General features: G+C 65.6%; 19 protein-coding genes, 1 tRNA gene and 1 other RNA gene. 11 read left to right on the top strand and 10 right to left on the bottom strand.

The annotated features are described in order from the left end of the window. Nucleotides 1-22 precede the first annotated feature (22 nt). The 4 genes from HB634_RS08665 to HB634_RS08650 form a co-directional block, all read right to left on the bottom strand. The gene (locus HB634_RS08665; protein ID WP_213948305.1) at nucleotides 23-952 is read right to left on the bottom strand and encodes a DUF535 family protein; all 930 of its coding nucleotides are present in this window, start codon (nucleotides 950-952) and stop codon (nucleotides 23-25) included. Between the two features lie 99 nt (nucleotides 953-1,051). Next, entirely contained in the window at nucleotides 1,052-1,294 is a 243-nt protein-coding gene (locus tag HB634_RS08660) for a hypothetical protein (RefSeq protein WP_063573751.1), read from the bottom strand. Between the two features lie 76 nt (nucleotides 1,295-1,370). Further along, nucleotides 1,371-2,306 (bottom strand): alpha/beta hydrolase, encoded by a 936-nt coding sequence (locus HB634_RS08655; protein ID WP_213948304.1) that lies wholly within the window; start codon nucleotides 2,304-2,306, stop codon nucleotides 1,371-1,373. Between the two features lie 37 nt (nucleotides 2,307-2,343). Next, nucleotides 2,344-2,772, bottom strand: a complete 429-nt coding sequence (locus HB634_RS08650) for a hypothetical protein (RefSeq protein WP_213948303.1) — start codon at nucleotides 2,770-2,772, stop codon at nucleotides 2,344-2,346. A 128-nt stretch (nucleotides 2,773-2,900) separates the two neighbouring features. Between HB634_RS08650 and HB634_RS08645 the strand changes: the two genes are divergently transcribed. Beyond that, complete coding sequence (locus HB634_RS08645) at nucleotides 2,901-4,205, top strand: Nramp family divalent metal transporter (protein ID WP_213948302.1); 1,305 nt, start codon at nucleotides 2,901-2,903, stop codon at nucleotides 4,203-4,205. A gap of 1 nt (nucleotide 4,206) precedes the next feature. Here HB634_RS08645 and HB634_RS08640 read toward each other — a convergent pair whose 3' ends face one another. Both HB634_RS08640 and HB634_RS08635 read right to left on the bottom strand, forming a co-directional pair. Then, nucleotides 4,207-5,316, bottom strand: coding sequence for an FAD-dependent monooxygenase (locus tag HB634_RS08640; protein WP_213948301.1), 1,110 nt, complete (start codon nucleotides 5,314-5,316; stop codon nucleotides 4,207-4,209). Between the two features lie 29 nt (nucleotides 5,317-5,345). Then, nucleotides 5,346-6,320, bottom strand: a complete 975-nt coding sequence (locus HB634_RS08635) for an NAD-dependent epimerase/dehydratase family protein (RefSeq protein WP_213948300.1) — start codon at nucleotides 6,318-6,320, stop codon at nucleotides 5,346-5,348. A gap of 90 nt (nucleotides 6,321-6,410) precedes the next feature. On the opposite strand from HB634_RS08635, the gene HB634_RS08630 reads away from it, so the two are divergent. Together HB634_RS08630 and HB634_RS08625 are read left to right on the top strand one after the other, a co-directional pair. After that, nucleotides 6,411-7,334 carry a LysR family transcriptional regulator gene (locus HB634_RS08630; protein WP_213948299.1) on the top strand — a complete coding sequence of 308 codons (924 nt, stop codon included), beginning with the start codon at nucleotides 6,411-6,413 and terminating at the stop codon, nucleotides 7,332-7,334. A gap of 17 nt (nucleotides 7,335-7,351) precedes the next feature. Then, on the top strand, nucleotides 7,352-7,756 hold the full coding sequence (locus HB634_RS08625) for a DUF6165 family protein (RefSeq protein ID WP_063572601.1): 405 nt from the start codon (nucleotides 7,352-7,354) through the stop codon (nucleotides 7,754-7,756). Nucleotides 7,757-7,912: 156 nt separating this feature from the next. Here HB634_RS08625 and HB634_RS08620 read toward each other — a convergent pair whose 3' ends face one another. After that, on the bottom strand, nucleotides 7,913-8,938 hold the full coding sequence (locus tag HB634_RS08620) for a glycosyltransferase family 9 protein (protein ID WP_213948298.1): 1,026 nt from the start codon (nucleotides 8,936-8,938) through the stop codon (nucleotides 7,913-7,915). Between the two features lie 97 nt (nucleotides 8,939-9,035). Between HB634_RS08620 and HB634_RS08615 the strand changes: the two genes are divergently transcribed. From HB634_RS08615 to HB634_RS08580, 8 genes are all read left to right on the top strand, one after another. Continuing rightward, complete coding sequence (locus tag HB634_RS08615) at nucleotides 9,036-9,764, top strand: 3-deoxy-D-manno-octulosonic acid kinase (RefSeq protein ID WP_213948297.1); 729 nt, start codon at nucleotides 9,036-9,038, stop codon at nucleotides 9,762-9,764. Then, nucleotides 9,761-10,519 (top strand): MBL fold metallo-hydrolase, encoded by a 759-nt coding sequence (locus tag HB634_RS08610; RefSeq protein WP_213948296.1) that lies wholly within the window; start codon nucleotides 9,761-9,763, stop codon nucleotides 10,517-10,519. Before HB634_RS08615 ends, HB634_RS08610 begins: the two co-directional genes overlap by 4 nt. 96 nt (nucleotides 10,520-10,615) lie before the next feature. Continuing rightward, a tRNA-Ser gene (locus HB634_RS08605) sits at nucleotides 10,616-10,706 on the top strand. Nucleotides 10,707-10,731: 25 nt separating this feature from the next. After that, nucleotides 10,732-10,828: signal recognition particle sRNA small type (ffs, locus tag HB634_RS08600), an RNA gene on the top strand. 91 nt (nucleotides 10,829-10,919) lie between these two features. Beyond that, a complete protein-coding gene (gene dnaX, locus HB634_RS08595) occupies nucleotides 10,920-12,659 on the top strand; it encodes a DNA polymerase III subunit gamma/tau (protein WP_213948295.1) in 1,740 nt (579 codons plus the stop codon). Beyond that, nucleotides 12,656-12,979, top strand: a complete 324-nt coding sequence (locus tag HB634_RS08590) for a YbaB/EbfC family nucleoid-associated protein (RefSeq protein WP_063573112.1) — start codon at nucleotides 12,656-12,658, stop codon at nucleotides 12,977-12,979. Before dnaX ends, HB634_RS08590 begins: the two co-directional genes overlap by 4 nt. A gap of 19 nt (nucleotides 12,980-12,998) precedes the next feature. Then, nucleotides 12,999-13,601, top strand: a complete 603-nt coding sequence (gene recR, locus HB634_RS08585; RefSeq protein WP_063573111.1) for a recombination mediator RecR — start codon at nucleotides 12,999-13,001, stop codon at nucleotides 13,599-13,601. Nucleotides 13,602-13,618: 17 nt separating this feature from the next. Next, on the top strand, nucleotides 13,619-13,963 hold the full coding sequence (locus tag HB634_RS08580) for a histidine triad nucleotide-binding protein (RefSeq protein WP_063573110.1): 345 nt from the start codon (nucleotides 13,619-13,621) through the stop codon (nucleotides 13,961-13,963). 147 nt (nucleotides 13,964-14,110) lie between these two features. Here the strand turns inward: HB634_RS08580 and HB634_RS08575 are convergent, their stop codons facing one another. The 3 genes from HB634_RS08575 to HB634_RS08565 are packed head-to-tail and all read right to left on the bottom strand — an operon-like array spanning nucleotide 14,111 to nucleotide 17,644. Continuing rightward, the gene (locus HB634_RS08575) at nucleotides 14,111-14,710 is read right to left on the bottom strand and encodes a Slp family lipoprotein (protein WP_213948294.1); all 600 of its coding nucleotides are present in this window, start codon (nucleotides 14,708-14,710) and stop codon (nucleotides 14,111-14,113) included. A gap of 43 nt (nucleotides 14,711-14,753) precedes the next feature. Next, entirely contained in the window at nucleotides 14,754-16,754 is a 2,001-nt protein-coding gene (locus HB634_RS08570; RefSeq protein WP_213948293.1) for a DUF3488 and transglutaminase-like domain-containing protein, read from the bottom strand. Further along, nucleotides 16,751-17,644 carry a DUF58 domain-containing protein gene (locus HB634_RS08565; protein ID WP_255548456.1) on the bottom strand — a complete coding sequence of 298 codons (894 nt, stop codon included), beginning with the start codon at nucleotides 17,642-17,644 and terminating at the stop codon, nucleotides 16,751-16,753. The genes HB634_RS08570 and HB634_RS08565 overlap by 4 nt, the downstream gene beginning before the upstream one ends. Between the last annotated feature and the right edge of the window lie 14 nt (nucleotides 17,645-17,658).

The raw sequence follows: 17,658 nt of genomic DNA, 5'->3' as shown, positions 1-17,658 counted from the left end.
AAAACCCGCGTCGCCTGAAAACTCAGGCCGCGCGAAGCTTTTCGTCGCGTCCGGCGATGAGCGCCTCGAGTGTCGGCAAACCGAGGGCGAACATCGTGCTGGCCACCAGCTCGCGACGCAGCACCTCGCGTTGACGGAACGCCGAACGATGTTTGCTGGCGACTTCCAGTTCGCTACGTTCCGGCTCGGTCGAGGGCAGATCGAAAAAACCGTCGCGCGCGAGCACACCAGCGGATTCGATCCAGAAGGTGTCGTAGCTGGCCTTGATGCGCCCCGAACGTGCGTGCCCGTCGTTGCTGATCCCACGCAGGCGCGGCAACCCGTGGCTGGCAGCGAAACCATAAAGCAGCGACAGCAGCAGATTCTTCGGGCGCAGGCCATGGCACTGCCGGGTGACCAGGCGCACACGCTCCTGGCCGTCCTCGGTGTTGGGGCCCTGGAGGCAGCCGACCAACAGCTCGCCGGTCGAGGGCAGTACCGTGATCGTGGCCGAGAAGAGCAGGGTGCTGTCGGCAGTCGCCAGGGCAATGTTCAATTCGCCCTCGCAACCCTTGCGGGTCGGCGGCATGATCAGCACGCGAAGCGGCTCGCCGTTCTTCATGGCAGCTTCGGCGAGCACGACCTGGCCGTCGGCGATCATGCGCTCGAGCAGGCCCTCGGGCAGCGCTGAACTCACGAAGCGGTAGTGATCCATCAGCGCATCGAGACGCTTGCGTGCACCGAAGCGGCGGCTGATGAAACGGTGCTGCCAGCGCTCGACCAGGCGTCCATCGCGTCGGGTGGCCTCGCGTAGGGCAGGATGGCTCTGCAGCAGGCTAAGCCAGCGCAGGTGGCGAAGCGGCGCCAGCAGACAACGCGCCGCGTACCCTGCCGCGTAGACACGGGCGGAGCGGCGCGACTGCCAGTCGTTACGCTGGCGGAAGCTCTGAACAATCCGTTGCAGGGCAATCATGGGGGGGAGCTTCGCGGGGACGAGTCCGGAGTCTCTTCGTAGAATCTTTCGATAACCTTTCAGCGTCCGAAAGGAGCTGCGGGCGGCCTTTTTTTGCCCTCAAACTTCCAGCGGATCGTTCTCGTGCAGCTCGTCCATCCAGCCGCGCCGCCGGTGCAGGGCCCACTCCACGTGCTGGGCAAACAGGATGTCGATGGGGCCGCCCTGGGCCATGGCGGCGAGCCGTCCCTCGGTGACATTGCCCAAGTGCTCGGCCTGTTCGGCATAGCCAACGATGCCCTCGGCTTCGAGTTGGGACAGGACGGTCTGCAGGTTGACGTGGCGGGCGTGCTGAACAGGCATGGCGATTCGACTCCGGGCTCTCCCTGAAAGGATCGGCGAGCGTCGCCCGGTCTTTAGCCCGTATGTGTGAGGAGCGTCACAGGAAACCGTTGCGTCGTGCCCAGAGGGCGAACAAGTTCGGCCACGCGGCAACCTCAGAGCCCGGCGTACCCATTCCCCAGCCGTGGCCGCCCTTGTCGAACACGTGGAGTTCGGCCTCGACGCCATTTTTCTTCAGCGCGTCGTACATGATCAGGCTGTTGCCTATGTTCGCGATGGGATCGTCCTTGGCCTGGGCGAGGAAGGTCGGTGCTGTCCTCGGGGTCACGTGCAGCTGCACGGAATACGCCTGTACCGAGTCCGCCTGGGTGGACAACTCGCGACCCGAGCGCGTGGTGTCATAGGGTTGCCCCAGCGAGATCACCGGGTAAAGCAGGGCCGCGAAATCCGGTCGTGCCGAGAGCCGGTCGGTCGCGTCTACAGGGGGATAGAAGGCCGCGGCCGAGCGCGTTTCGGCGATGCCGGCGAGGTTTCCGCCGGCAGAGAAACCGAGCACACCGATACGCGCCGGGTTGATACCGAAGTCCTGTGCATGCGCGCGAAGGACACGGATGGCACGTTGTGCATCCTGAAATGGCGCGACCGCAGGCCAATGGTCCGCTGGAAGGCGGTAGTAAAGCACCACTGCCGTGATCCCTTGCGTCTGCAGCCAGGTCGCCGTCGGCATCACTTCCTGACCCATGCCGATTCGCGCGTAACCGCCGCCACCGATGACGATCACGGCCGTGCCGTTGGGGTGTGGCGGTGTGTAGATCTCGATGCGCGGCACACTGACGTTGGACACGGCGCCCGCGTGGCTGCCCGACGTGTAGACCCGCTCCGGGCCGCGGGGTCCGCTGGCGCCGGGAGGCACCCCGGGCCACAGGTTGATGCTGAAAGGCGAGCCCGAGGCGGTTGGCGATGGCTCGGCGGCGTGGCCGGGGCGAGCGACGAGGAAGGCCGTTGCCAGCAGCGCGATCCGAACTAGGTGCATGGGGTAAGCCTGGTGAGTCGGTTCTCACCCCAACCTATCAGCCCGTCGCTTTCCCCTGGCTTGCGAGGTCGCCCACCTCCGCCCACTCGGGGAGTGCCGCGTTCACCTGGTTCAGCAGGTCGTCGAGGTCGTGCGACTTGCGCGCCAGTTCGTCCGCACGCTCGGCTTCGCGACGCTGCTCCTCGTCGTAATCCGCACTTGCGCCGGTGGCGGCCTCGACGATCAGGCGGGCATATTCGCCGACCAGATCCGGTGAAGGCACGCGGAACCAGATCTTGTTCTCCACCCACCGGATATCCGGCGAGGTGTGTCGTGAGAACACGGCCTCGCAGCGGGCGGCGAACAGGCGCAGCCAGGGGTCGGTCGGTGGGTTGCTCAGGTCGGCAAGGACGCAATAGCCGATGTCGTCTTGCCTGGCGGCGGAAAACCCGCTGACGCGGGGACCGGGTTGGGTGATCGTGGTCATGGCGGCTCCGGGAATCTCCCTGAGATATAGGCTGCCGCGTGTGGAGGACCCGCGAAGCGTTCCTCGCGGGATTTCACACATTAACGTCGCGTGTACGCGATGCTGGGCTTAATCCGGTCAAGGGCGCCATGCGCCACTCGGACGTCGCGGTGAGAGACGAAGTCAGGCGCGCACGCGATACCCAGGTCATGCAAGAGGTCTTGCAGGGCCGACGGACGGGGCTGGCTGGGCTCGCGCCGTTCGCCGGTCCGGCCGTTGTCGTGTCGGTGGCCTATATCGACCCCGGTAATTTCGCGACCAACATCCAGGCTGGCGCCCGATACGGCTACGGGCTGCTCTGGGTGGTGGTTCTTGCCAACCTGGTCGCGATGCTGTTTCAGAGCCTGTCGGCGCGGTTGGGCATCGTGACCGGTCGCGACCTGGCCCAGCTGTGTCGAGAACGCTTGCCCAAGCCGCTGGTTTACGTCATGTGGGTGGTCAGCGAATTGGCGGCGATGGCGACCGATCTTGCCGAGTTCCTCGGTGGAGCGATCGGCCTGAGCCTGCTGTTCCATTTGCCGCTGTTGGTGGGCATGGTCATCACGGGCATCGTGACGTACGCCTTGCTGCTGCTCGAAGGCATGGGCTACCGGCGGCTCGAACTGGCCATTGGTGCCCTGGTCGGCGTGGTCGGCCTGTCGTATCTGGTCGAGCTGTTCGTCGCGCCGGTGGGCTGGGCATCCCTGGGGCAGCAGATCTTCGTGCCGAGTCTGCCCGACGGTGCGGCGGTGGCGATCGCGGTCGGCATTATCGGTGCGACGGTGATGCCGCACGCCTTGTTCCTGCATTCGGGCCTTACCGAACGGCGTGCGCGGCCGAAGAGCGATATCGAGCGGCGACGGATCATCCGTCTCTCCAACCTCGAGGTCGTGCTGGCCCTGACGGTCGCCGGCCTGATCAACCTGGCGATGGTCGTGATGGCCGCAGGGGCGTTTCACGGAAGTCATCCCGATGTGGCGAAGATCGAGACGGCCTATCAGACCCTCGTGCCTTTGCTGGGCGGTGCGGCGGCGACGATTTTCCTGATCTCCCTGGTGGCTTCGGGCTTCTCCAGTTCGGTGGTCGGAACCATGGCGGGCCAGATGATCATGCAGGGCTTTGTCGCTTTTCGCATTCCGCTTTGGCTGCGGCGGTCCGTCACCATGGTGCCGAGCTTCGCCGTGGTCATCGCCGGCGTGGACGCCACCCGTGCGCTGGTGATGAGCCAGGTCGCGCTGAGCATCGCGTTGCCCTTTCCGATGATTGCGCTGGTGTGGTTTACCAGCCGGCGCGACACCATGGGTGTGTTCCATAACCGCTGGCCTGTCGTCGCGCTGGCGAGCCTGGGCGCGCTGGTGGTGCTCAGTCTCAATGTGGTGCTGTTGCTGGATGCGGCGGGCGCGATTTCGCTCTGACTCACGGCGTGGGTGCGGGGTGATCGAGCCCTGCCACCGTGCGCAGGATCCGCTGGCTCAGTGCAGGCATGTGCGAGACCCACGGAAGCGCGGCATGCCGAAGGCGGGCCACGAGGGGGTTGCTGCTGCGTGCCATGGACGTGACCGCATGCACGCGACGCACGACGCCTTTGTGCACGGCATGACGCTCCCGGTGATAGCGCTCCAGCGCGTCCATCGGCCTGGCTCCGGGGACCGCGAAATACATGGCGAAGGCCGCGGCGTCTTCGATGCCCAGGTTCATGCCACGTGCGCCGACCGGGGAATGTACGTGCGCAGCATCGCCACCGAGTGCGATGCGATCGATAGCGCAGCGGTCGGCGACGCGGTGGGCGACATGGAACGACGACTCCCACATCGGTTCGCTGGAGACTGTGCCTGCCGGCAACTTGGCGAGGGGATGGGGCATGTTCGATATGACACGCCAGATCTCGTCGTTCAGGGCGAGCAGGAAAATCATGCCTTCCGGAAAGAACATGACATGCGCATGATCGAGGTCGAGTGTCGTTTCCAGCGGAAGGTCGTAGAGTGGCCAGGGCTCCGGGTAGGAGGAGCCGGAAAAACCTATCTCGAGGGTCTTGCGGAAATCGCTGTGTGCACCGTCCGCGGCGAATACTGCGGCATAGCCGTCTTCGCCATCGCTCGCGCCGTTCAACGCGACGCGAACTTCCGCATCATCCTGGCCCACGCATCCCGCGCGAACACCGCGCTCGACATGGATGTTTCGCGCGAGCAACGCCTCGGTCAGAAGGGCTTCGCTGCGTTCCTGCGACAGCACCGTGAGGCCATATCGCGGATGCATCGATGCCGCTTCGACCGTTGCCAATACCTCGCCGTTCTCATGGAAGCGCACGCCGCGAATGCGACGGCCTTCGGCGAGCATGCGTTCGGTGACACCGGTGTCGGCGAGTAGGTCGAGCGTTCGCGGATTGACGACCAGCGCGCGTGAGTGCGGCGCAGCCTGGAGCGCCGAATCCACGATACGCGCCTTCACGCCGCGGATGTCGAGAAAGAGGGCTGCAGCCAGCCCTGTGGGACCGGCACCGGCGATCAGGACGGACGGCTGGCTCATGCGTGCGCTCCGCGATGTCGTTCAGCCGATCATAGTCGCGGCGAAACACCTACGGCCAGCGTGCCCAGTGAGGACAAGGTCGCGCGTAGGGCGGTCTCCAGGGGCGTGGACGGGACCGATCCGAGGAACGCGTGCAGTCGCGTGCCGTCCAGTTGGAGCGGTGCTCGCCAGAGATAACGCATCTTGCGCACTTCCCGCATCGTCTCGGAGAAGGGTGACGCCAGGGTGACCACGGGCCAGGGGAAAGCGCGCAACGGCAGGCGGGGGTGTTCCGATACACGACTCACGGCAGCATGGAGCGCGTTGCCGGTGACGTAGTGCCCGTCGAAATGAAAGCGCTCGAACGTGTCCAGGCGACCTTCCTGATCGAGCAGTGCGACGGTGGTCGCACCGACGTCGGGAAGGTAAGCCCATGCATGGCCCAGGTCGCGCCGTCCCGGGTAGTGCATGACGCGCAGCGGCTTGCCGGGTTTGACGATGCCCTGGGCGAACCAGTTGGCGCCGGCTCGTGGTCCGTAGAAATCGCCGCAACGAAGGTTCAAGGAGCGCACGCCGCTAATCGCCGCCGCTTCCAGGCGCCGTTCCAGTTCAACGCGGATTTCTCCTTTGCGCGTGGGCGCGTTCTGCGGACTTTCCTCACGGAGCAGGGGAAAGGTCTCGGGGCCGTAGTTGTACACGCTGCCGAAGATGACGATGCGTGCATCGACAGCCCGCGCGGCGGCGATCGTGTGGTCGATCATCGGCAGGACCTGCGTTTCCCAGTTCTGGTACCCGGGGGGATTCACGGCGTGCACGATGACGTGGACCCCGGTCGCTGCCGAGAGGACATCCGCCGCGTTCATGGCGTCGCCCTTGATCCACTGGATCGGGCCATCGGCAGGCATGGTGCGGCGCGTGAGCGCTTTTACCTTCCAGCCCTTGTCCAGAAGTGCCTGGGCGGTGGCGCCACCGACGCCGCCAGTGGCGCCAAGGACGAGTGCGGTTCGATTCGTGGGGGTCTGCATGGCGTGCGCTCCGTGGGAATGGAAGCAGTCTGTTCCCCTTGGACCTATACGTGAATTGCCTAAAAGCGTGGGTGTGATATACATTTTTGTATGACTTCCAGCGACCTGACGTGGGACCTGTTCCGCTCTTTCCTTGCAGTACTTCGCGAGGGGAGTCTTTCCGGCGCCGCACGCGCACTCGGCATGACCCAGCCGAGCCTGGGTCGACACGTCCGTGAGCTGGAAGCATCGCTCGGGGTGCCGCTGTTCTCGCGTGCATCGCACGGGTTGGTGCCGACGGATGCCGCGCTGGAGCTTCAGCCTCACGCGGAAGCGATGGCGTCGGCGGCCGCTTCGGCTTTACGCGCGGCGTCAGGCGCGAAGGACGAGTTGCGCGGCGTCGTGCGCATCACCGCCAGCGAGGTCAATGGCGTGGAGGTGTTGCCGCCAATCCTGGCCGCGATGCATCGACGTTCCCCGGGGATCGTGTTTGAGCTGTCGACCACGAATCGCACGGAAAATCTCTTGCGCCGCGATGCCGACATCGCCGTGCGCAGTTCGCCCCCGGACCAGGATGCGCTGGTCGCCCGGAAGGTGTGTGTTATTCCCATTGGCCTTTACGCGCACGCGGACTATCTCGCGGCGGCGGGCCGGCCGAAGACACTGGCGGACCTGACCAGGCACACCTTGATCGGTTACGACGAAGAGACGCCGTATATCCGTGCCACCCGCCCCGCAGGCATGCCTTACCAGCGTGAGTTCTTCAGCTTGCGCACGGACAACGATCTTGCAGGGCTGGCCGCTATCCGGGCGGGCTTCGGTATCGGTGCCTGCCAGGTGCCGCTGGGTCGACGCGCGGGACTCGTGCGACTGCTTCCCAAGTCCGTGGATATCGCACTGCCCATCTGGGTAGTCATGCATGAGGACCAGCGCACCAGTCTTCGTATTCGCACTGTTTTCGACCACCTGGTGGAGGGTCTGGCGGCCTACGGTGGCAGTCGGACCAGCCCAAAACTGCTAACCTCCGGCGCCTGACCGACCGGAGATTTGCCATGAGCCTGATTCAGACCCCCGTTTCTTACGGCGAGCTTATCGACAAGATGACGATCCTTCAGATCAAGCTGCAGGAAATCAAGGACGACGCCAAGCTCGCCAACGTCCGCAACGAACTCGAGCTGCTCGACGCGACGTGGAAAAACGACAAGGCGTCGGAAACCGATATCGCCGACGAAACCGCGCGCCTTCTCGCCGTGAACCAGCGTCTGTGGAAGATCGAAGACGATATCCGCATGAAGGAGCGCGCCCAGGCCTTCGATCAGGAATTCATCCAGCTCGCCCGCTCGGTGTACATCGAGAACGACGAACGCGCGGCGATCAAGCGCGAGATCAATACGAAGCTCGGTTCAACCTTGGTCGAAGAGAAGTCCTACCAGGACTACCGCGCCCCGCAGGCCTGACGAACCCTCGCAGGATCTGCTTCCTGTAGGAGCCGATTCATCGGCGATGGGGTGCTTGCCCCAAACTGGCCCGCTGCCGCGGGATCGCCGATGAATCGGCTCCTACCGGGCAAACGGCGTTACCGGGCAAACGGCGGTTACAGAGCACGGGGCCGGTTACCGGGCGAGGGTTAGCTTCAAGTGTTCTGCGCAGGCTTCGAAGCGCGCGATCATCTCATCGACTTCGACCAGGTCCATCACGCCGGCCTTTTCGATCTTCGTGCCCCACGGAATTTCTGAGGCGGGCTTGCCGAGGAACTTGCGAGATGCGGCGTCGTATTTATCCACGCACCAGCGACGGTCCGAATAGGGCCCGGAGCGCTCCGGATTGCTCGCCGCATGCAGGCCGAGCACCTTTACGCCGGCCGCGTTCGCCATGTGCATCGGGCCGGAATCCGGGGTGAGAATCATGGCGCTACGTGCGAGAAGGGCCATGAAACGCTTTAGTGTGTCCTTGCCCGTGAGGTCCATTGGTGCCTGCTTCACCGCGGCAAGGATGCTGTCGGCGAGGGCGCGCTCGGGTTCCGAAGGGCCGCCGACCAGGACGACCCGCAGGCCGCGGCTCATCGCATGGTCGATCAGCGCGGCGTAGCGCTCCACCCGCCAGTTGCGAACCGTGTGGCTCGACATCGGGCTGACCAGCAGCGTCGGCGCCTCACCGGGCAATTGCTGCGCTGCCCAGGCATGAGCCTCGTCGGGCACGGGGATGTCCCAGCGCACGTCGGTCTGCTTCAGGCTGAGCGGCTCGATGAAGCTGGCCATGGCGTCGAGCACGTGCTCGCCGGTGCGCGCAGCGATACGCTCATTAACGAAAAGGCCGTGCAGGTCCTTGGAACGGGCAGGGTCGTAGCCGATGCGCCGGTCCGCCTTTACGGAAAGGCTCAACAGGTTGGAGCGCAGGGCCACCTGCATGTGGAGGAGGGCATCGAAGTGCCTGCCGGCGAGGGCCTCGCGCACGGCGCGAGCGCCCGCACGGCCCTGGCCCTTGTCGAAGGTGATGAACTCCACGCCCGGCAGGTCGCCTACCAGGCGCCGCTCGAGCTTGCCGATGATCCAGGTGAGTCGCGTCCGCGGTGCCTTTTCCTGCAATGTCCGGATCAGCGGAGTCACGTGCGTTACATCGCCGATCGCGGATGTGCGCATGATGCAGAGACTGGAGTCTCCCGGCGGGAGGGGACGGCTTGTTAGACTGGGCACGATCGGATCACCGGATAGGAGGCCGCCGGAGGGCGGCCCGAAAATGACTGAACAACGCGTAGCGGAGGCGGCGGGCGGCACGATTCTGTTCGACGCGGCCCGTACACCTCAAGTCGATAGCCTCTGGTTCTCGCCCGCCCACTGGAGCGAGCGCGATGCCCTGCGCTCGCAGGCCGGCGGTCGCGGAGGCGTTGCCGTGATCGAAACGCCGGCCGGCGAAGCCGTGCTTCGCCATTACCGCCGAGGCGGCATGGTGGCGCGAATCTTCGGAGACCGCTATCTGTTCACGGGGTGGCGTCGCACCCGCAGCGTACGTGAATTCAGGCTGCTGGCCGAGCTGGAGCGCCGCGGCCTGCCGGTGTCGCCGCCGCTGGCGTCGCGCTACGTGCGTTACTGGCTGCGTTACTCGGCCGATCTGATCACCCTGCGCATACCGGAAGCGGCCACGCTGGCGGAGCGCCTGAACGATGGTGCTTTCAACGCGACCCTCGCAGGGAAGGTGGGTGAGCTGATCGCCCGCTTCCATCGCGAAGGTGCCTGGCATGCGGACCTCAATGCCCACAACATCCTGGTCAATCCGCAAGGCCTTTACCTCATCGACTTCGATCGCGGCCGTTTGCGTCGGCCATCGGCGCACTGGCGGCGTGCGAACCTGGCCCGCCTGAAACGCTCCCTCATCAAGGTCGGCGCCCGCGATGCCGGCGGCGACACCTTCGACGCCGAGCTCTGGCCGGCCCTGATCGACCATTACGAGCGGAGTCTGAAAGGGTGAGCTGGAACCTGCACTTCCTTGGAACTGGCGCCGCGCATGCCGTGGAGCTCGGATCATCCGCCGTGGTGGTCGAGCGTGACGACCGGCCGCTGCTCCTGGTGGACTGCGGACCGGACACCCTGGATCGCTACGTGGCCGCCTACGGTGCGCCGCCGCCGGCTCTCTACGTGACCCACGTTCACATGGACCACGTCGCGGGCATGGAGCGATTGTTCTTCCGTCTCTGGTTTGACGAAGCCTTGCGTGGTCGCACGCGGGTATACCTGCATGCGGCGCTCCTGCCGTGGCTGCAGGGCAGGGTGGCTGACTACCCGGGTGCGCTGGCCGAGGGCGGCGTGAACTACTGGGAGGCTTTTCACCTGATTCCATGCACCCGCGGGTTCTGGCACGAAGGCGAGTGGTTCGACGTGTTCCCCACGCGCCACCACGTGCAGGGCACCTCGTACGGCCTCGCCCTGCGCGGTAGCTTCGTCTACACCGGCGATACCCGCCCCGTTCCCGAGGCGCTGGCCCTTCACGGCGCGCATGGCGAGCTCATCGCCCATGACTGCGGCGTCGTCGGCAATCCGTCGCACACCGGGGTGGACGACCTGGCGCGGGAGTACCCGGACGAGGTTCGCGCTCGCCTGGCGCTGTATCACTACGGGAGCGTCGAGGAGGGCGAAACCCTGGTCTCACACGGGTACCGGATCGTTCGTCCGGGCGAACGGGTGGCCCTTCCGGAGCCACAGCCGCCCCGACCGACGGCGGGCTGATGCCATTTCTCTGTTCCACCCTTGTCTCGCCGCACCGCTGAAGTTATCCTTCCGCTTCTTTGCCGGACAGGAAGCCGGGAAAGAGGATGTACAAGTGGAGAGGTGTCCGAGTGGTTGAAGGAGCACGCCTGGAAAGTGTGTATACGCTAATAACGTATCGAGGGTTCGAATCCCTCTCTCTCCGCCAGTTTCAAACGTCTTTATGGTGACCCTGTCGGTCCCCCCGCGACGATAGTCCGTAAACTCCGCCAGGTCCGGAAGGAAGCAACGGTAGCGGACGACTCGGGTGCCGGGGTGTGGCTGGCAGGGTCATCGCCTTTTGAGGGCCGCGCTTTTCGGGCCGCGCTTTCACCCGTCCCGGGTCCTTGGCACAATCCACCGTCGTCCCAAGGTAATACGCATGTCCTATCAGGTCCTCGCACGCAAGTGGCGCCCGCGCAAGTTCGCCGAACTGGTGGGCCAGGAGCACGTGGTCCGCGCGCTCACCAACGCGCTCGACTCCGGGCGCATGCATCACGCCTATCTCTTCACCGGTACCCGCGGCGTCGGCAAGACGACGATCGCCCGCATCTTCGCCAAGTCGCTGAACTGCGAGCGGGGCGAATCGGCCGATCCCTGCGGTGAGTGCTCGGTCTGCACGGCGGTGGATGCCGGTCGTTTCGTCGACCTGCTCGAAATCGATGCGGCCAGCAATACCGGTGTGGACGATGTCCGCGAGGTGATCGAGAACGCCCAGTACGCGCCGTCGCGCGGGCGCTTCAAGGTCTACCTGGTCGATGAGGTGCACATGCTCTCCAAGCCGGCGTTCAATGCGCTGCTGAAGACCCTGGAAGAGCCGCCGCCGCATGTGAAGTTCCTGCTCGCCACGACCGACCCGCAGAAGTTGCCGGTGACGGTCCTGTCGCGCTGCCTCAAGTTCAACCTCAAGCGCCTGTTGCCGGAGCAGATTTCCGGACAGATGCGTCACATCCTCGCGGCCGAAGGCATCGAATACGAAGGCGAGGCTATCGGTGAGCTCGCCCATGGCGCAGATGGCTCGATGCGCGACGGACTGTCGTTGCTCGACCAGGCCATTGCCTACGGTGGCGGCTCCGTGCGCGCCAGCGACGTACGCGCCATGCTCGGCAGCGTCGAGCGCGGGCAAGTGCTCGGCGTGGTCGAGGCGCTCGCCGCCGGTGACGGCGCCGCGCTGATGGGCGAGGCCGACCGTATCGCGTCGTACTCGCCGGATTTCGCCGGCGTCCTCGACGATCTCGCCACGGTGCTGCATCGCATTCAGCTGATCCAGCTGGTGCCGGGTTATCGCGAAGAAGAGGGGGACGCCGGCCTTGCCGACATCGCCAACCGTCTCGCGCCCGAAGACGTCCAGCTCTACTACCAGATCGCCACCACCGGCCGCCGGGAACTTCCCTTGGCGCCCGATGCGCGGATCGGCTTCGAGATGGCGCTGCTGCGCATGTTCGCTTTCCGTCCGGCGGAAGCCGGGCAGGGCGCTGCGCCTTCGGCGCCACGCGTGGCCGCGCCGGCGACGGCCACCGCGCCGCGTGCTCCAGCATCAGCACCGGCGCCCGCCGCCGCTGCCCCGCAGCGCGCTCCGGCGCCTGTCTCGTCTGCACCCGCATCCGCGCCGGCTGCCGCGCGTCCTTCCGCACCTGCACCCGTTGCGCCCCGCGCGGCTCCGCCCGTAGCGGCGCCGGCGCCGGCACTGGCACCCGTCGCGCCACAGGGCCCGCTGGCCCTCGGCGCCAATGGTATGCCCGACTGGCACGAGGTGATCGAGCGCGCGAACCTGCGCGGTCCGATCGGTCAGCTGGCCCAGAACTCGTCGCTGCGTGAGCTCGACGGTGAAGGCATGGTGCTGGCGCTACTGCCTTCGCACATGCATCTGGCCGTGGAGCCGCTCACCAGTCAGATGGAAGAAAAGGTGTCCCAGGCGCTCGGCCGACGCATTCGCATCCGCTTCATTGCCGATCACGGCAATCTGGGTACCCCGGCGGAACGCCGGGCCCAGGCGCAGGTCGACGCACAGGCCAACGCGGTCGCCTCGATGGAGACCGACCCCTTCGTACAGACGCTCAAGCGCGAATTCGACGCGCGCGTCATTCCGCAATCGATCAAACCCGTGGAGCCAGGAACGTGAAAGGTCAAATTGGTCAGCTGATGCAGCAAGCCCAGCGCATGCAGGAAGACATGAAGCGTGCGCAGGATGAACTCGCCAAGACGGAAGTCACCGGTACCGCCGGTGGTGGTCTGGTCTCCGTGACCATGTCGGGCGGCCACGAAGTGCGCTCGGTGCACATCGATCGCCAGGCTTTTGCGGACGATCCGGAGATGGCCGAGGATCTGGTCGCCGCAGCCGTTAACGATGCCGTGAACAAGATCGCCGAAATCAGCCGCTCGCGGCTGGGTGGCGTCACCGCCGGGCTGAACTTGCCCGCCGGCTTCAAGATGCCGTTCTGACGAGCGGTCACGCCACACGATGACTAACGGCTCCCGCCTTCTCGGCGAACTGATCGATGCCTTGCGTTGCCTGCCGGGTGTCGGTGCGAAGAGCGCCCAGCGCATGGCCTTCCAGCTGCTCGAACGCGAGCGGCAGGGCGGCTTGCGTCTGGCTGCTGCCCTGGAGTCGGCAATGCGCGACGTGGGCAATTGCACGCGCTGCCGCAACTTCAGCGAGACGCCGGTGTGTTCGCTCTGCGCCAGCTCGAGTCGTGACGCGCAGGTGCTTTGCATCGTGGAATCGCCCTCCGATCTCGCTGCCATCGAAGGGGCGACGGGTTATCGCGGCCAGTATTTCGTGCTGCTCGGGCGCCTCTCGCCGCTGGATGGCCTGGGACCGGACGAGCTCGGTTTGCCCCTGCTCGTCGAGCGACTGGGTGAGGGTGATGTCGCCGAGATGATCATCGCCACCAACCCGACGGTCGAAGGCGAAGCAACGGCGCATTACATCGGTCAGCTGGCGAAGGCCGCCGGCATTCGCGCTACCCGTCTCGCTCATGGTGTGCCCCTGGGCGGCGAACTCGAATTCGTCGACCGCGGCACGCTCGCCCATGCTTTCGGCAGCCGGCAGTCGGTCGGCTGACCCTTCAAGGAATCACCATGACCGACACCATCTTCGCGAAGATCGTCCGCCGGGAAATTCCGGCTGATATCGTCTATGAAGACGACGACGTGCTCGCCTTCCGCGACCTCAATCCGCAGGCGCCGGTGCACGTGTTGTTCATTCCCAAGCGGGCCATCGCGACGCTCGACGACGCCGTGCCGGGCGATGCCGAACTGCTGGGCAAACTGCTACTCGCTGCAGCTTCGTTCGCCAGGGCGCAGGGTCTTGCGAAGGACGGCTACCGCACGGTGATCAACACGAATACGCACGGCGGACAGACAGTGTTCCACATCCATGTCCACCTGCTCGCCGGCCGCCAGATGCACTGGCCCCCGGGCTGAATCGGTTCACTCGCTTTGCGAGTGCGTGTGTTTAGCGGCTCGCGCCGCCGCTTGCGTGGGGGGTGAGGCGCAGAGCCTTCGGTGCCCACCCTCGCTGCTCAGAACCGAAAAAAAAGCCGGCGCGAGCCGGCTTTTTCGTTTGCTGGATCAGCGACGCGGGCCCGGAGGCGGGCGTACGATGATCGTGCGCGGACGGTACCAGTACGGGTCGCCCCAGGGGCCGTAACCACCGTAACCGTAACCACCCCAGCCCGGACCAAACCCCGGACCCCAGAACGGGTCGTAGAAGCCGGGACCGTAGTTCTGGTACGCCACGCGCTTCGGCCAGAGGTAAACCACGTCGGCCTCGACGCGCGGATAGGCATAGTCGAAGTCGCCTACCTTCTGCGAGACGGCGCCATGCAGCGTACCCGTCACCGTGATCTCGCGACCACGGGTGAAGACTTCCGGATCGTAGAAGCCGTCGCGGCAGGCCACGAAGCGGCCCTGGCTGTCGGACTTGCTGGCGGTCGGGCGAGCTTCACTGTCGAGCGGTTCGGACAGCACGAAGAAGCAGGTCTGTTGCGGACCCGGCTCCGTCTTGATGATCTCGCCGCCCCAACGAACCTTCGCGCCCGGGGCACCGCCCTGTTGCGCGCCGGACGTCGAGACGTCGTTGAACTGGCCCTGCAGCGGCTGCGGCACCGTGGCGCATGCGCCAAGGGCCAGCGTCGCGGCGGCGATGACCAGCGGTTTGTACATGGACATGTCACATCTCCCAGAGGCACCGGACACGGCCGATGCCATGTCCTTATTTGACCACGCGGCGCACCTTTAATTCCTTCACCTGCCGCCTGAATTCGCTGAGTGATTCAGGCGGCGGTTCGTCAAAGGCATAACGTGACCGTAAGTAAAGCTGGCTCAACCTTTCCAAGGCATTTCGTTGACCGGGCAGTGAACGCGCCGCGCGGGCGAAGAAGTGTCGGGGACCTTCACCTATCCGTCGCGTCACGCCTGTACGTGCGAGCTTTCGCTCTAGACGTTGCATCCACGCGTCCAACGCATCGCCTTCACGTCGCTGGAACATGGCCCAGCCAAGAGCCGCTGCGACGAGCAATGCGCAGCCCACCGCCAGGATAACCGCCAGATCGCCAACCTCCGCCCGGCGAATGCCGAACGGTTGAAGCATGCCTTCCTGACGAAGCGCATCAAAGCCGTTAACGGCCTGGTTCCACCATTGGTTGACCACGTCCCAGTGGTCGCGTGCATTGCGCAGCCAGGCCATGTCGAAGAGGCCACCCTCGCTGCTATTGCCAGCCGCCGCCGCTGCCGCCGCACCCAGACTGACGCGTTCCGGACGTACCGCGCCGGTGGGATCGAAGCGTACCCATCCGCGTCCTTCCAGCCAGACCTCCGACCAGGCATGCGCATCGGCGTGACGGACCAGAAGATACGAGCCGAGCTTGTTCCAGTAACCGCCCTGGTAGCCGGTGACGACGCGCGCCGGTACACCGGCAGCCCGCATCAGGAAGGTGAAGGTCGACGAAAAGTGCTCGCAAAACCCCTCGCGGGTCTGGAAGAGGAAGTCGTCGATGCGATCGCGACCGAGCGGCGCGGGCGCGAGGGTGTAGCGGAAGCCGCCATCGTGGAACATGGTGAGGGCGGCTCGGGCGATGGCGAGGTGATCGTTGCCGTACTGGCTGGCCCAGCCGGCCGCCAGTTCGCGTGCATGGGGCCCTACACCGTCCGGAAGCCGGAGTGCCTGCCGGCGTTGCCGGTCGTCGATGCTCGCGTCGAGCCGATAGTCGGTGGTGGCGGAGGCGTGATACCGATAGACCTCGTCGACCGGATGGTCCGCCTCAGCGGTGCGGTCGCCACGCAGCCTTGCATCGCTGGGCGCCTCCACAGGCATGTCCATCACCGGCAGCACCCGCTGGCGTGTCGGTTCGAGGGTGATCTCGTAGTTGAAACGTGCTTCGCCTTCCAGCGTGCCGGGTGCACGCGAGCCGCCGTCGTAGTCGGGGCTCCAGCTCTGACCATCGAAGTTGGTCATGGTGTACGCGCGAAAATAACGGCTCTCGTTCATCGGCGGCGTGCCGTCGAACGTCACGCGCATGGCAGGCGTATCGTCAGTGAGTACTTCAGCCATCTCACCCGGTGCCATGCGATCGGACAGGCCCGTGATGGATTTATCGGCCGTGGGCGCACCCCATAAAGGCGAGCTCAGGCGAGGCACGAACACGAAGGCGAACGCGGCGAGCGGGACGGCAGCCAGTAGCGTGATCAACACCGGCAGGAGTTGGCGGCGTAGAGGCTGCGATTGGGGGTCGACTTCCTCGACGGAGCGTAACGTGGCGACGGCTGGCACCAGGCCGAGGGCGACGACGAAGCTGGCGGCGAGACCCTGGTCGAAGAGCAAGGCACTCATCAGGCCGAAGCAGGCGAAGGCGATTGCCACCCGTGCATCGCGACGGTGCTCGCTCTCGAGCATCTTCAGCACGAGCAGGCCGACGGCGAAGGCGCTGCCTGGTTCGCGACCGAACAGGGTGCCGTAGTAAGAGATAACGACGGCAAGCAGCAGGCCGATCAAGGGTAGCTTGATCCAGAACGGCGCGTTCCTTCCGCCTGTGCGGCGCTGGCGCCAGCGTGCCGTGAGCACGAGGGCCAGGGTGAGGGTGAGCCACCACGGCAGGTGCAGCGCGTGCACCACGAGCACGCTGGCCATGGTCAGGCAGAGCAGGTCGAAAGGGCGTTGCGCGAGGACAGGCTCGTCGACCGGGGCACGGCTGAGCGAAAGGCGAAAGCGCGTCATGGGCGCAAGGCCAGTGCCGTCATGCAGCGGTGGTAATGCTCGTCGCCCTGGGCGATATCGAAATAGCCGTCCGGCAGGCGCAGGCTCCAGCGTCGTCCCGAATCCTTGGCTTCGTCGACCCAGCGGGCGAGGCGGGAAATGCGCGATTCGTCATCGAGCCCGTGCATGCTGTCCCAGTCCAGGCGCCAATCTTCCTTCGGTGCGGGCTGTTCCAGGTCTTTCACCAGCAGTCCATGGTGGCGCGCACTCAGCTTCCAGGCGATTTGCCGGCGAGGGTCGCCGGGACGGTAGTCGCGCAGGGAGGCCAACTCGTCGCCGGCGCGAGGGCGACCGCGGTCGGCATCGCCCTCTGGCTCGAACGGTGTCGGCCCGAGCGCCTCGGGACGTGGGTAGACCAGGACGGGGTTATCCGGGTTGAGCCAACTCCATGCGCGGAACATGCCGAGTGGCCAGCGCGTATGCAGCCGCATGCGCGGAAGGGAGAGCCAACCACGGAAATCGGTGGGCAGCGCGAACTCGATGGTCGCCGGTGCGCCGGGGATCACTACCACCACGTGCTCACGGTCGGCGACATCGAGCCGGATGGCCATGCGCTCGCGCTGGCTTGCGGCGATGTCGAGCGAGACGCGGATGAGCTCGCCCGCGCGGGCGGTGCCGGCGCGCAATCCTCCGACGGATAGGCCGTTGAGCGTGCGAAAGGCCACCAGCATGCTACCTGCGGTAGCTGCGCCGAGAAGGCAGGTGAGCATGAGGGCGGCGTTATTCGCGTAGTTCAGCGCGCCAATGAGCATCACGGCCAGCAACAGGGAGAAGCCCACGCCAAAGCCGGTCGGCACGATGTAGATACGGCGGCGATGAAGCTGGATCGGCAGGGGCTCGCGCCTGCGCATCCGGGTAAGGGAAG

The sequence above is a fragment of the Luteibacter sp. dw_328 genome, assembly GCF_018449605.1.
Classification (GTDB): Bacteria; Pseudomonadota; Gammaproteobacteria; order Xanthomonadales; family Rhodanobacteraceae; genus Luteibacter.
This window is presented reverse-complemented; position numbering and strand designations above follow the sequence as displayed.